The 14355-nt window shown below is 36.1% G+C and carries 10 protein-coding genes and 2 pseudogenes; 6 read left to right on the plus strand and 6 right to left on the minus strand.

The window, feature by feature from the left end:
• The first annotated feature begins 145 nt into the window (after window positions 1-145).
• A complete protein-coding gene (locus IPL24_09720) occupies window positions 146-751 on the plus strand; it encodes a ferritin-like domain-containing protein (protein ID MBK8363942.1) in 606 nt (201 codons plus the stop codon).
• A gap of 193 nt (window positions 752-944) precedes the next feature.
• Window positions 945-1271, plus strand: a complete 327-nt coding sequence (locus IPL24_09725; protein ID MBK8363943.1) for a hypothetical protein — start codon at window positions 945-947, stop codon at window positions 1269-1271.
• A gap of 126 nt (window positions 1272-1397) precedes the next feature.
• Here the strand turns inward: IPL24_09725 and IPL24_09730 are convergent, their stop codons facing one another.
• The 6 genes and pseudogenes from IPL24_09730 to IPL24_09755 all read right to left on the minus strand — a co-directional run bounded on the left by IPL24_09730 (window position 1398) and on the right by IPL24_09755 (window position 11209).
• Complete coding sequence (locus tag IPL24_09730; GenBank protein ID MBK8363944.1) at window positions 1398-1808, minus strand: response regulator; 411 nt, start codon at window positions 1806-1808, stop codon at window positions 1398-1400.
• 290 nt (window positions 1809-2098) lie between these two features.
• Window positions 2099-3357, minus strand: a pseudogene (locus IPL24_09735) (response regulator).
• A gap of 31 nt (window positions 3358-3388) precedes the next feature.
• Window positions 3389-10095: pseudogene (locus IPL24_09740) on the minus strand (HAMP domain-containing protein).
• Window positions 10096-10359: 264 nt separating this feature from the next.
• Window positions 10360-10539, minus strand: a complete 180-nt coding sequence (locus IPL24_09745) for a hypothetical protein (GenBank protein ID MBK8363945.1) — start codon at window positions 10537-10539, stop codon at window positions 10360-10362.
• 35 nt (window positions 10540-10574) lie between these two features.
• A complete protein-coding gene (locus IPL24_09750) occupies window positions 10575-10913 on the minus strand; it encodes a hypothetical protein (protein MBK8363946.1) in 339 nt (112 codons plus the stop codon).
• 11 nt (window positions 10914-10924) lie between these two features.
• Window positions 10925-11209, minus strand: coding sequence for a hypothetical protein (locus tag IPL24_09755; GenBank protein MBK8363947.1), 285 nt, complete (start codon window positions 11207-11209; stop codon window positions 10925-10927).
• 309 nt (window positions 11210-11518) lie between these two features.
• On the opposite strand from IPL24_09755, the gene IPL24_09760 reads away from it, so the two are divergent.
• The 4 genes from IPL24_09760 to rpoN all read left to right on the plus strand — a co-directional run bounded on the left by IPL24_09760 (window position 11519) and on the right by rpoN (window position 14236).
• Entirely contained in the window at window positions 11519-11809 is a 291-nt protein-coding gene (locus IPL24_09760; protein ID MBK8363948.1) for a YtxH domain-containing protein, read from the plus strand.
• A gap of 11 nt (window positions 11810-11820) precedes the next feature.
• On the plus strand, window positions 11821-12171 hold the full coding sequence (locus IPL24_09765; GenBank protein MBK8363949.1) for a phage holin family protein: 351 nt from the start codon (window positions 11821-11823) through the stop codon (window positions 12169-12171).
• Window positions 12158-12595 carry a hypothetical protein gene (locus IPL24_09770; protein ID MBK8363950.1) on the plus strand — a complete coding sequence of 146 codons (438 nt, stop codon included), beginning with the start codon at window positions 12158-12160 and terminating at the stop codon, window positions 12593-12595. The genes IPL24_09765 and IPL24_09770 overlap by 14 nt, the downstream gene beginning before the upstream one ends.
• Window positions 12596-12781: 186 nt before the next feature.
• Complete coding sequence (rpoN, locus tag IPL24_09775) at window positions 12782-14236, plus strand: RNA polymerase factor sigma-54 (protein MBK8363951.1); 1455 nt, start codon at window positions 12782-12784, stop codon at window positions 14234-14236.
• The last annotated feature ends 119 nt before the right edge of the window (window positions 14237-14355 follow it).

A 14355-nucleotide genomic window follows, 5' to 3' on the forward strand; every position in this document is an offset into this window, starting at 1 on the left:
GGTTATATACAATTTTGATTAAATCCGGGCCGTAACCCGGATTTTTGCGTTAATAAATATTTAACATTAGTCCTTTTGAAATTTTAGTTAACAGGCATGTTAATTTATTTTCCAAGTGTAAACTTAATTTTAAACCTTATATATAATGGAAACGAAAAAATCAAATGTAACAACTTCCAAAAAGTTGTCTGGAGCTTCTAGTGTAAATATGAAAGCAAATCACTTTCATAAATTATTTCTTGATGAATTGAAAGATATTTATTGGGCAGAAAAACACTTAACTAAGAATCTGCCGAAGCTTGCTAAAGGTGTTACGACAGAAGACTTAGAAGAAGCATTCAATAATCACCTGGAAGAAACTAACGAGCAAGTAGTAAAGCTTGAACGGATTTTCGAAATACTTGGTGAAAAAGCAGTCGCAAAAAAATGTGATGCAATGGAAGGATTGGTTGAAGAAGCAATGGGTATTTTAGAAGACACTGAAAAAAATACCTGGACACGCGATGCCGCACTTATTTCAGCCGCTCAGAAAATTGAACACTATGAAATAGCATCTTATGGAATACTTGCAGAATTTGCACGTACAATGGGTCATACCGAGGTTGTTTCAATTCTTGAAGAAATTCTTGAAGAAGAAAAAAATGCAAATGATACTTTAAATGGACTTGCAATTGAAGGTATCAATGAAGAAGCATTTAATGAGTGGAATGAAGAAGGTGCGGAAGAAGAAGAGGAAACAGAAGAAAAATAATTTTAATTGTTAAAAAATGTGTGAAAGTGTTTTTAAATGTTAAAGTCAAAAAAATATTGAATCACATTTGTTAACAGGCATAAAAATTTCTTAATAGATTATGGAAGTTCTGAATACCAAAGAATTTTCAGAAATGCGGAAGCTGAAAAGCATAGAATAGAGTAGGCGATAAAATCTTTTAAATTTAATTGTTATGGCAGATCAAAAAAATCAAAATCAAGGTTCTCAAAAAGGAAATACAGAGCAAGATCGTTCTCAGAACCAGGGTCAGAAAGCAGGTACTACACCAACTTCTACTTCTGAATCAAACAGAAAGCGTGAAGAAGAATCAAAAGGTGGAACTACCGGTTCTCGCAGAGACCAGAATGAAAATACTGAGCGTCGTTCTTCTACTTCTATGGAAGAAGAAAATGATATCACTATGGAAAATGATCGTAACGAAGAATCAGAAAAAGGTTCAGGTAAAACAAGATCTGATTCTCCAAGTGGACGTTCAAAAGATTCAAACAATATTGTATAAGGTTGTTGAATTCAGATTCATTTATTGTTAGTTTTAGTATTAGTTAACATAAAATTCCGGGTAGTTTATTTCTTACCCGGAATTTTTATTTGTTGCCATTAAAATTTCTGCGTAGTAATTTAATTTTTATGATGGCATCTCTCCTAGCTCACGTTTGAATGTAGTTTTTAAAATCGATACCAGTTCAGATAGTTTATGCGGTTTTGTAATGTAAGCGCTTGCACCATTCATTAATGCTTCTGAATGAAATCTTGGATCTGAAGATGTCGAATAGATTATTATTGGTGTCTGGCTAATGAATTCAATTTTTTTAATTTCAATCAGGCACTGAATGCCAGTCATCATTGGCATATTGAGGTCAAGGAAAATAATATCAGGTCGATAAATTTTAGCTTTTAAACTATTGATTGCATCGATTGCATTTGAATGAAAATAGCATTCTATGTTATTTCCTGTTTCTGTGACAGCGATTTGAAAAATTTCGCGATCATCCTGATCATCATCTACTAAAAGACATTTTTTAATTTGTGTATTCAAAATTGTTTGTTTAAGTTAGAGATTAGTGGACATATTTATCCACCCCGAGTTTATTTTCTAAGTAACTTTATGATTATATTGATTGATTAGGAGACTAAAATACTCCCGGTAGATTTTGGTTGGTAGATGTAAAATGAAAGTATTTTCATGTCGAATTGTTTAATATAAAGAATAAAATTATCTGCCATATAATTAATCAAAAAATTTGATTAAAAAGACAAAATATGCTGGGGAAATAAATTCACAGAAACAAAACTTAAACAATGTTGTCGGAACTATGAAGAATGATATTAATTTTCTGATGGATTCGCAATAATGTTTCCTGATTTAACAGGATTTTGTGTTTCAAATGGAATTGAGATTATGAAGGTTGTTCCTTCATTCTCTTTACTGCGAACAGAAATATATCCCTTATGTGTTTCTACTATTTTTTTACATAAAGCCAATCCGATTCCATTTCCTTCGGTATTATTTTGATGAAGACGGGTAAACATTTTGAAGATCTGATCGGAATATTTCTGGTCGAAACCAATTCCATTGTCTTCAACATAAATTCTATAGTATTTCTTATCTGATGAACCTTCTTCAAACTCGCTGTAAATCTTTATCTGGTGTTGCACATCATCTCGCCGGTATTTGATTGCATTATTTAATAGGTTTTGAAATAATGTAGACATCAAAAGTTGATTTGAATAAATAGTGGGAAGTTTCCCTGTAATTATATTTATTGACACATTTGAATGTTCAGCATTTATTTCTGTAAGAATATCTGTCAGCAATGAGTTCAGGTCAACTTCAACATAATTTTCCATATTATTAGCGATCTTGGAAAAGGTTAGAATGTCTTGAATCAGATTCTGCATTTTTTCTGCCGAGTATTCTATCCTTTTTAGATATTTGGCTGCATCAACATCGAGTTTTTCTGAATAGTTAGTATTTAAACGATCAGCAAAGGTCCGGATTTTTCGCAAAGGTTCCTGTAAATCATGGGAAGCCATAAAAGCAAAACGATCAAGCTCTTTATTTGCAGTTTCCAGTTTCTCTATATATTGTAAAAGTTGTAAATTCAATCCTTGAATCTTTTCCTCCGATAATTTTCTTTCATTGATTTCAGATTCAAGATTCTTTGTAATTGCAATCATCTTTTGCTCCTGTGAAACCAGCTGCTGATTTTTTTTATAAAGTTCAATGAAGACTTTGACTTTGGCCCGTAGGTATTCAGGGTTAATTGGTTTATAAATGTAATCAACAGCACCAACTTTGTATCCTTTGAAAATGTTTTCTTCGTTATAGTCGTGTGCCGTTATGAAAATAATCGGAATGTTTTTCAATTTCTGCCTTTCGTAAATTAATGAAGCGGTTTCAAAACCACTCATTTCAGGCATTTTGACATCCATCAATATCAATGCGAAATCAAATTCGGATAACAGAATCTTCAAAGCATTTCTTCCTGAGGTGGCTTTAATGATATCATAGTTATCTTTTCAAGAATGCTTTCAATTGACAATAAATTGTCTGCTCTGTCGTCTACTACCAGGATCTTCGTCATTTATTGATATTAAGGAAGCTTTAATTGTTATTTATTTATAAAACCATACCCGCATTAACGATAGAAGCTGGTCTATCTTTAATGGCTTTGTTATGTAATCTGAAGCTCCGGCATCGATACATTTCTGACGGTCTCCTTTCATGGCTTTAGCAGTAACGGCTATAATCGGAAGCAAGTTATTTTTGTGTTCTCTCCTGATTTTTTGAGTCGTTTCATAGCCGTCCATTTCCGGCATCATAATATCCATAAGGACCATTTCAATACCCGGGTTTTCTGAAAGAATATTTATTGCTTCTTGTCCACTCTCTGCTGTAATGACATTTATCTTGTATCTCTCGAAAACAGTTGTTAATGCAAATAGATTTCTTACATCATCATCTACAACAAGAATATTTTTATTGTTAAGTATATCGTCTTTCTTGCGCAGGTTTTCAATGATCTTCATTTTTTCAGGAGCAAGATGCTTAACATTGATGTGCAATTGCAGTACCGTTTCATCTAGCAAATGTTCGAGTGAATTCACTCCTTTTAAGATAATTGAATTCGTTACGCGATTCAACAGACTTAATTCATTTTTATTGAAGTCTTTTGCGGAGTAAACAATTACTGAAGTAAGTGCATCTTTTAATGTACTTACCTTGTTTATCATTTCTTCACCTTTTATATCCGGCAATGTGTAATCCAGAATAATACAATCGAAATTTTTCATAGAAATTTGCTTCAATGCTTTCTTGCCGTTATTAACGATTGTAACATTTATAAGATCATCTTTAAGGATCTTTGCAATCTGTGATGATTCAATATCATTATCTTCAACAATGAGTACGTTTTTAATAGTGGCTTGATGATATTTTACAATATCGTTCACTAATGCATTTAACTTATCGTTGTCAAGTGGCTTTAATAAAAAGTTTCGTGCACCACGTTTTAATGCAAGTACCCGATTCTCTTCTCCCGAAACTAAATGAATGGGGATATGCCTGTAGTTGATATCATTTCTTAACAAATCCAGAACTTTCCAGCCACTGGTATCAGGAAGTTTCACGTCCAGTGTAATTGCAATAGGTGAGTACTTGTTAATAAAATCAAATACTTCAATATAGCTGATGGCAATTATACCTTTCATTTTATGCTGATGGATCTTTTCAAGAAGAATTTTTCCAAATCTCAGGTCATCTTCAACAATCAGAACAACGAGGTCATGTGGCTGAATATTGTTTCTGTCATCGCCACTGTCATTGATCATTTCATTTACTATACTCATGTTGCTCTCAATTCCCTGTCCGGTGATCCGCATGGAGTTAAGCAGGTTGTCAATGTTCTGATTACTGTTTTGAAGATCCTCGTAAACTTTTAAATTTTCAGTTTGCTTGGACACAATTCCGGAAACATTTTCGGCCGGTAAAAACAAGGTGAACGTACTTCCTCTTCCGGATTCGCTTTCAAGTTCAATTGATCCGCCAAGAAGTTCCGCAAGACCACGACTGATAGACAATCCTAATCCTGTTCCACCATATTTCCGACTTGTAGATCCTTCTGCCTGCTGGAATGCTTCAAAAATGATATTTTGTTTTTCCATAGGAATGCCAATTCCTGTATCTGAAATAGCAAAAGCAACAACCGATTTAGCATTGTCAAGAGTTGGATTAATTCCTGGTTTCCAGTTTTTGTTTGCTTTGTATATTTTCAGTTTAACTTCACCTTTTTCAGTGAATTTAAATGAATTGGACAACAGATTTTTCAGGATCTGGTTCAAACGTTGAAGATCTGTTTCCAGATTGGCAGGTAGATCTGTATCTGTTTCTATATTAAAGAAAAGATGACGGGCTTCAGAGATCGGTTTAAATGTTGTTTCAACGAACGTTGCGATCTCATTAAATTTAACAGGTGAAATATTAGCTGTAATAAATCCGGATTCAATTTTTGAGAGATCAAGAATATCATTGATCAACTGAATCAAATCGTCACCACAACTGTGGATAGTTTTTGCATAACGCATCTGTTTGTCGTTGAGGTTGCCTTCTGCATTTTCATAGAGCTGTTGAGCGAGAATCAATAAGCTGTTCAGAGGTGTTCTCAATTCATGTGACATGTTAGCAAGGAACTCTGACTTATACTTTGATGTCAATGTTAATTGCTCTGCTTTTTCTTCAAGAGATTTTCTGGCTTCTTCAACTTCTTTATTTTTCGCTTCAACTTCATCTTTTTGTTTTACAAGGAGCAATGCTTTATCCTGTAATTCGTCATTTGTTCGTCTCAACTCTTCCTGCTGAACTTTTAATTCTCCGGCAAGTGATTGTGATTGCGCTAATAATTCTTCAGTTCTTGTATTTGTTTCAATTGTGTTCAATACAATTCCAATACTTTCTGTTAGCTGATCAAGTAATTCAAGATGTGTTCTGCTGAATCTGTCAAGCGTTGCAAGTTCAATTACCGCTTTTACATTGTTTTCAAATAGCACCGGTAGAATTATAAGATTGGTAGGCCTTGCTCTTCCTAAACCGGAACTGATCTTTATATAGTCTTGCGGTACATTGGAAAGTGTGATCCTTTCTTTCTCTAATGCACATTGACCAACCAATCCTTCTCCTATTGCAAATTCTTTTAGTAAACTCTTTTTATCCTTATAACCATAAGCAGATGATAATTTTAGTTTCGGACCTTCTGAATCTTCTGAAAGAATATAAAAAGCTCCGTAATGTGCAGTTACAACCTGTGCTAATTCGGAAAGAATCCGTTTTGTTACTGAGTTCAGGTCCCGCTGACCTTGTAACATCTGAGTGAATTTGGCAAGATTTGATTTCAGCCAATCCTGATCATGGTTTCGCAGAGTAGTTTCTTTTAAGTTAGCGATCATCTGATTGATCGTATCCTTCAAAGCTTCTACTTCACCTTTTGCTTCTACGTTTATTGTTCTTGTCAAATCACCTTTGGTCACGGCAGAAGCAACTTCAGAAATCGATCTAACCTGAGTTGTTAAATTTTCTGCTAACTGATTAACGTTTTCTGTTAAGTTTTTCCAGATCCCGGATGCTCCTGGAACATTTGCCTGTCCACCTAACTTTCCTTCAACCCCAACCTCACGCGCAACAGTTGTTACCTGATCGGCAAAGACGGCAAGTGTTTCAATCATCTCATTGATCGTATCGGTAAGCTGAGCAACCTCACCTTTTGCATTAATTGAAAGTTTCTGACGAAGATTTCCTGTTGCTACCGATGTTACAACTTTAGCAATACCTCGCACCTGACTCGTTAAATTAGATGCCATCATATTCACGGAATCGGTAAGATCTTTCCATGTACCTGCAACACCTTTTACTTCAGCTTGGCCTCCAAGTTTTCCTTCTGTACCTACCTCTCTGGCAACACGGGTAACTTCAAAAGCAAAACTATTCAACTGTTCAACCATAGTATTGATCGTATTCTTCAAGTCAAGGATCTCACCTTTTACATCAATGGCAACTGTTTTTGAAAGGTCACCGCTGGCAACTGCTTTTGTTACCTGTGCAATATTTCTTACTTGTGCTGTCAGATTTCCTGTCATTTGATTCACGGAATCCGTAAGATCTTTCCATGTACCGGCAACTCCCGGAACAAAGGCTTGTCCGCCAAGTTTTCCATCAGTTCCAACTTCTCTTGCTACACGTGTTACCTCAGATGCAAAGGCCCGGAGCTGATCCACCATCGTATTGAGCGTTTCCTTTAACTGAAGGATCTCTCCACGAACGTCAACAGTAATTTTTTTAGACATATCACCATTGGCAACAGAGATTGCTACCTCTGCAATATTTCTTACCTGTGCAGTAAGATTTCCGGCCATCTGATTTACAGAATCAGTAAGATCTTTCCATGTTCCTGCTACTCCCGGTACTGATGCTTGTCCGCCAAGTTTTCCATCGGTACCAACTTCTCTTGCAACACGTGTTACTTCAGATGCAAATCCCCGTAACTGATCTACCATTGTATTGATCGTATTCTTTAACTCGAGAATTTCACCTTGTACATTTACTCCGATCTTTCTTGACAAGTCACCATTTGCAACTGCAGTTGTTACCTCTGCAATATTCCGGACCTGTGAAGTGAGGTTACTCGCCATTTTATTAACAGAGTCGGTAAGGTCTTTCCATGTACCACCAACACCGGGTACATCGGCTTGTCCACCTAGTTTTCCTTCAGATCCAACTTCACGTGCTACACGTGTTACTTCACTTCCAAAGGAATTCAACTGATCCACCATTGTATTGATGGTGTTCTTTAACTCCAGGATCTCACCTTTAACATCCACTGTGATCTTACGTGAGAGATCACCTTTGGCAACGGCAGTAGTTACCTCTGCAATATTCCGTACTTGTGATGTAAGATTACTTGCCATCTGATTAACAGAATCTGTAAGATCTTTCCATACTCCTCCAACAACTTCCACAGTTGCTTGTCCTCCGAGTTTTCCTTCTGATCCAACTTCCCTTGCCACACGTGTAACTTCTGAGGCAAATCCACGCAATTGATCTACCATCGTATTAATTGTATTTTTCAATTCAAGGATCTCACCTTTTACATCGACACCAATTTTTCTTGAAAGGTCACCGTTTGCAACTGCAGTTGTTACCTCGGCAATATTCCGTACCTGACCTGTCAGATTAGAGGCCATCTGATTTACGGAGTCAGTGAGATCTTTCCATGTACCACCAACCCCACTTACCTCAGCCTGTCCACCAAGTTTTCCTTCTGTACCTACTTCAAGAGCCACACGTGTTACTTCGGATGCAAATGAGTTCAACTGATCAACCATGGTGTTGATGGTTCTCTTTAGCTCAAGGATTTCACCTTTTACATCTACAGTAATTTTTCTGGATAAGTCTCCTTTAGCAACGGCAGTTGTTACCTCTGCAATATTTCTTACCTGTCCTGTAAGATTACTTGCCATCTGATTAACCGAATCAGTGAGGTCTTTCCATACACCACCAACACCAACAACTGTTGCTTGTCCTCCGAGTTTTCCTTCTGAACCAACTTCCTTTGCAACACGTGTTACTTCTGATGCAAAAGAATTCAATTGATCAACCATTGTGTTGATCGTATTTTTTAATTCAAGAATTTCTCCCCGGACATCCACAGTAATTTTTTTCGACAGATCCCCTTTTGCAAGTCCTGTTGTTACCTCTGCAATATTCCGAACTTGTCCGGTCAGGTTACTCGCCATTTGGTTCACAGAGTCGGTAAGATCTTTCCATACACCACCGACACCTTGCACAGCTGCTTGTCCACCAAGTTTTCCTTCTGAACCAACTTCTCTTGCAACACGCGTTACTTCTGATCCGAACGAGTTCAATTGATCAACCATTGTATTGATTGTGTTTTTCAACTCGAGGATCTCTCCACGAACATCAACGGTGATTTTCTTTGAAAGGTCACCTTTGGCAACTGCTGTTGTTACTTCAGCAATATTTCGCACCTGACCTGTAAGATTGCTCGCCATCTGATTCACAGAATCAGTCAGATCTTTCCATACACCACCAACTCCTTTAACACGTGCTTGTCCTCCAAGTTTTCCTTCTGAACCTACTTCACGGGCAACACGTGTTACCTCAGCAGAGAATGAATTCATTTGATCCACCATCGTATTGATGGTGATCTTTAGTTCAAGAATCTCTCCTTTCACATCAACGGTTATCTGGCGTGAAAGATCTCCTTTAGCAACTGCTGTTGTTACTTCAGCAATGTTCCGGACCTGTCCTGTAAGGTTACTTGCCATTTGATTTACAGAATCGGTAAGATCTTTCCATGTACCGGCAACACCTTTTACTTGTGCCTGTCCTCCGAGTTTACCTTCTGTACCTACTTCCAATGCAACACGCGTAACTTCTGATGAAAATGAGTTCAGCTGATCCACCATGGTATTGATGGTGTTTTTTAATTCAAGGATCTCGCCCTTTACATCTACTGTGATCTTTCTTGACAAATCACCTTTTGCCACAGCAGTTGTTACTTCGGCAATATTTCTTACTTGTGCAGTAAGGTTACTTCCCATTTGATTCACAGAATCAGTAAGATCTTTCCATACACCTGCAACACCTTTAACTTTGGCTTGTCCCCCTAACTTTCCCTCTGAACCAACTTCTCTTGCCACACGGGTTACTTCCATGGAAAACAAATTCAATTGCTTTACCATGTCATTTACTTCTTTAGAGATCCGTGCAAACTCTCCTTGCAAAACGTGATCACCGATTTCCAGTGGCATCTGTTGTGTCAGATTTCCTTAGCTACTGAACCGATCACATGGGCAATTTCAATTGTGGGATCCACAAGATCTGATATAAGCAGATTCAGTGAATCAACTCCTACCCGCCATGAGCCTTTTGCTTCCGGAAGATCAATTCGCTGTGTAAGTTTTCCTTGTTTCCCAATTGTATTTCTTGCTATTGTAAACTCTTGCATCATTTTATCGTTCAGAGAAATGATGTCGTTCATTGTATCACAGATTTTCCCATTGATACCATACTGATCAATTGGCATCCTTACATTAAAATTTCCATTCTTGATCTCAAGAAGTACGTTCAGTAATTCCTTACTCGAGAGTGTATCCGATTCATTGTGGACAAAGCTTATCTGATCAATTTCAGATTTTAATTTGCTTTTGTTTTTTACCCGGGGTGCATCTTCTATGATGCTAAGTTGATTTTCAGACTGACCATTTGGTACAGAATCTGAACTTTTACCATTTGATTTTTTAGTGCTCATGGGGTTGTGATTGAGAAGTTCCTGCTAGAAGAATTAATTCTCTGAATGATAGTATTTCCTATAAAGAAAGTAGTTGATTTATTTAATTCAAAACGAAAGACAGGAGTAAATTAAAAATTGTATAAATAATTTCTCAAAAACTAAAAATAATTTTAAAAATTGAATTGGCTCAATTTTTGGGCGAACTAAAAAACCGCAAAAAATCAGGATTGACAATTCCACCACTGAAATGTCAATCCTGAATAATAAATGGGAAAAACTAAATTAAGAGATTCGATTTATATGAATATCCATTTTCTCTTCGTCGTATTTTAATTTGAAATATTTCTGACGAATTTCTAAAATTTTTTCTTCCAGAAAGTTTATCCTGCGAGTTTGATTGATAATCAATTTATTTTTTTCATCCAGGACATCTTTCAGATCTTTGTCTGCTAATTTTTTCATTGGATTATCGTTTATAAATGGATTAGTTGATTTCGTTAAAGGAGAATGATAAGAATGATGATGATCACTAACAAAGTAGCTGAAATGTATACACCCCCACCAAGTTCTTTCAATTCTTTCTTAATTCCTGTCACTTCTTTTTTTAATTGTGATCTCTCTTCTCTGTTTAATTCCTTTTTATTCAAAGAAGCAATTTCATGGATTCTGCTTATCAGCGCTTCTGCGTGAGCTTTTTCTGTTTTAGCGGATTCTCCTGATTTCAAATCAGTGGAACTGCTGATTCCGGATGCAAATGAAAAGCCGGACGAAAGAGTCATCGCTATAATTAGTAGCGTAGCCGACAATTGGGATTTAATTTTTTTTAGATTAAGCATAAGTGGTATTTTTAAATTGTTGGATTTGATTGTTGTGTTATGTTGTTTCCGCCCTGTGCCGGTGTTCCGGGAGTAGATGGTATAGTAGGGCCTGGATTTGGTGGAGGTTCGGGACTAGGATCCTGTTGTGGGATGTGAGTGGGATCAACTTTATCCGGATTGTTTGTATCCGGTGCTATTCGTGTCGGATCCACTTTTGAAGGATCATTCGTACGAGGATCAATTCTCGTAGGATCGTTTTTTGATGGATCATTCGGAACATTTTTTCCCGGGTCCTGATTTTTATTTGTTGTCATAATTGGTTATTTAACTTACTCTGTTTTTTTTAAAAGCAGAATTTCATTTTGTTAATATTCTGATAAGAAAAAATGTATGCCATTTTAATTAAACCTCTTTTTTGCTTTTAAATGAAGATTTATTTTGAACAGAAGGAAGGTGATCAGTTAGTATCAGTTTAGAATAAAATGAATTATAGAATAACAAAATTTCTTTACACTGATTTATTGGATTAATGGATAACCGGGTTTTAGCTGAATTGAGAAAAATTGCGAATTGATCCGGAATGCTGGCATAGAAATTTATTTATTATAGGAAAACTAAATAAAATGGCAGATAATAAAAAACTATTAGGCGCACTTATATTAGGTGCAGCCGCCGGAGCTACTCTAGGAGTTCTGTTTGCTCCCGATAAAGGAAGCAATACACGCAAAAAAATCTCAAGTAAAACTGATGATCTGATCAGTCAACTTTCTTCAAAAATCAAAGAAGGTAAAGAAACACTTTCTGATCTTGAAGCTAAAGCTGAACAAAAAGTTGATAAGATGAAAAGTAAGGCGAGCAATATGATGGGTGAAGAAGAAAACCAAAGCCGTCATACTAAAAATGCACATTCTTAATTTATCTTATCATGATTGAAGAAAATTCAAAACTTGATGTTTTCGTTCAGCGTGTAAAAGAATACGCAGATGAAAGAGTGAAACTCTATATTCTTGATCTCAAGGATAAAGCTGTGACACTCATTTCATCTGCTGCTTTACTGTTGATTTCAGCTATACTTGGAGTATTTTCTCTATTCTTCTTATTCGTTGCTTTGGCAAAATACATCAGTACTTATTACAATCAACCGTCGCTTGGTTATCTGGTAGTCGGATTGTTCTTTGTATTACTGGTTATTCTGGCATTCGTTAACAGAGTAAGCTGGATTCAGACACCTATTTCAAATGCAATCATTAAACAAATTCACGATGACGAAGACTAACATAAGTACTCTGAAAGAACTAAGGGAACAACGGAAGTTGACATCCTTAAGATTGAAATCAGCAGAGGAGAATCTGGCTGAAAGTTTCAGGGATCTTAAAGAAGACTTGAGACCAGTTACTTCGGTGGTAAATACAGTTGCAAACTTGTTTCACAAAGATCAGCAAGAAAATCTTCTAACTAAAGGAGTGGGATTCGCTTTGGATGGAATTCTGAAAAAGGGAATTTTCAGAAATTCGGGTTTAATAACTAAATATGGTTTATCCTTCTTAGCAACTACTCTTGCAAAAAATTATGTTTCAAAGAACTCCGGTTCTATATTGGATTGGGTAGGTTCTATGTTTCACAAAAAAGGTAATAATCATTCATCGAATGGTCGTGCATATGATGCATCAACTGCGCATTCCGACAGAGACATTTATTAATTCATTCAGGGATACTTTATTAAATGGGGCATTTTAGTTAAACGTGTATAACTAATGTCCCATTTTTTTATTTACCTCTCGTTGTGTTTTCCATATTATTTTTAGCAAACATCTCTAAAACAAGCAAATACGATTTAAGACGATTTTTGGAAAGATTATTGGCAATAATTAGGAAAACGAACCACTATGAGCTTTAATCAGAATCAAGTTCAAACCCAGAAGCAAGGGCTGAATACATTTTTGTTACAACAAAAATTGCAGGTGCTGAATTTAATGCATCTGCCAACACTCGCACTCGAGAGTTTTATCAGAAATCAGCTGGAAGAAAATCCTGTTTTAGAAGAAGGTGCTGAAGTAGCAGAAGAAGAAACATTCTCTAATGAAACGGAGAATGATTCAGAAGTTACAGATGATAAAATGAATATGGTTGAGGAATTTTATAACGACGACGATATTCCCGACTATAAAGTTTATCTGAATAACGCCAGTAAGGACGAACCTGTCTTTACTTCAACTGCATCTTTTAGCCAGTCATTTCAGGAGCAACTGAAAGATCAATTGAAAGTTTTACCTATCTCTGATGAAATTCGTTTGTTGGCTGAATATATCATCGACTCGCTTGATTCGGATGGATATCTTCGGACACCACTTGTGGACCTCACAGAAACGTATGGATTTGCTCATGGTAAGTCAGTTGAAGAGTCGCAACTCGAAATTGCACTTACATGCATTCAACAATTAGATCCTCCGGGAGTCGGAGCTCGAACACTGCAGGAATGTTTGTTACTTCAGATAAAACGGAAGGAAAATTCCGGTGAAGCAATGGAGCATGCAAAAATTATTCTGACTGATCATTTTCAAAAATTGCATCACAAGAATTATGACAAGATCATGCGTGAAATGGATATCGACAATGATAAATTGAAACAAGCATTACATTTTATTACTCATCTTTTTCCTAAGCCTGTTTTCGAAGGTGGAAAAGAACTTTCAATGTCGCAATCGATTATTCCGGAATTTGTTGTTTTAGTGGATGAAGACAATATTGAAGTTTCACTGACAAGTAATCCTTCTACGACTATTCATATCAATAAAGATTATACTGAGATTGTAAAATCTGAAACTGCTTCGCGCAGACAAAAAACAGAATTTAATTATTTCAGAAAGAAAGTGGATGAAGCAAAATGGCTCATTCAGGCTTTGCAGCAACGGGAAAACACACTTCTGGAAATTATGCGGGTCATAACAATTCTTCAGAAAGAGTATTTCTTGACCGGTGAAAGAATTACTCTCAAACCAATGATTCTTGAAGATATTTCCAGACTTACAGGGTTTGATGTAAGTACTGTTTCCAGAGTTACGTGTAATAAATATGTACAAACACAATATGGAAACATATTGCTGAAAGATCTTTTCTCTAATTCATTACAAACACCAGATGGATTTGAAGTAAGTACGGAAAAGATAAAGCAGCTAATCATCGACATAATTCAAAAAGAAAAGAAGGATAAACCTCTGACAGATTTTGAAATTGTTAATGTGCTTGCCGAAATGGGATACAAAGTAGCTCGGAGAACAATCGTGAAATATCGCGAAAGTCTGAATCTCCCAAATGCCAGAATGAGAAAAGATTTACTCTAATTGTGTAATAAATACCACAATATATTATATATTTGAGAAATACCCTTCACTTATACCTTAATTTCAGGCCATTTTCCTATCATTTTGGGAAAATATCGTCTAAGCAGGGTTTTTGTTAA

It is taken from the genome of Bacteroidota bacterium (genome assembly GCA_016711505.1).
In the GTDB taxonomy this organism is placed as follows: domain Bacteria; phylum Bacteroidota; class Bacteroidia; order AKYH767-A; family 2013-40CM-41-45; genus JADKIH01.

Coding starts and splice junctions, on each gene's coding strand:
- IPL24_09725 (MBK8363943.1), top strand. CDS start 945: ATGGCAGATCAAAAAAATCAAAATCAAGGTTCTCAAAAAGGAAATACA.
- rpoN (MBK8363951.1), top strand. CDS start 12,782: ATGAGCTTTAATCAGAATCAAGTTCAAACCCAGAAGCAAGGGCTGAAT.
- IPL24_09755 (MBK8363947.1), bottom strand. CDS start 11,209: ATGACAACAAATAAAAATCAGGACCCGGGAAAAAATGTTCCGAATGAT.
- IPL24_09760 (MBK8363948.1), top strand. CDS start 11,519: ATGGCAGATAATAAAAAACTATTAGGCGCACTTATATTAGGTGCAGCC.
- IPL24_09720 (MBK8363942.1), top strand. CDS start 146: ATGGAAACGAAAAAATCAAATGTAACAACTTCCAAAAAGTTGTCTGGA.
- IPL24_09770 (MBK8363950.1), top strand. CDS start 12,158: ATGACGAAGACTAACATAAGTACTCTGAAAGAACTAAGGGAACAACGG.
- IPL24_09765 (MBK8363949.1), top strand. CDS start 11,821: ATGATTGAAGAAAATTCAAAACTTGATGTTTTCGTTCAGCGTGTAAAA.
- IPL24_09750 (MBK8363946.1), bottom strand. CDS start 10,913: ATGCTTAATCTAAAAAAAATTAAATCCCAATTGTCGGCTACGCTACTA.
- IPL24_09745 (MBK8363945.1), bottom strand. CDS start 10,539: ATGAAAAAATTAGCAGACAAAGATCTGAAAGATGTCCTGGATGAAAAA.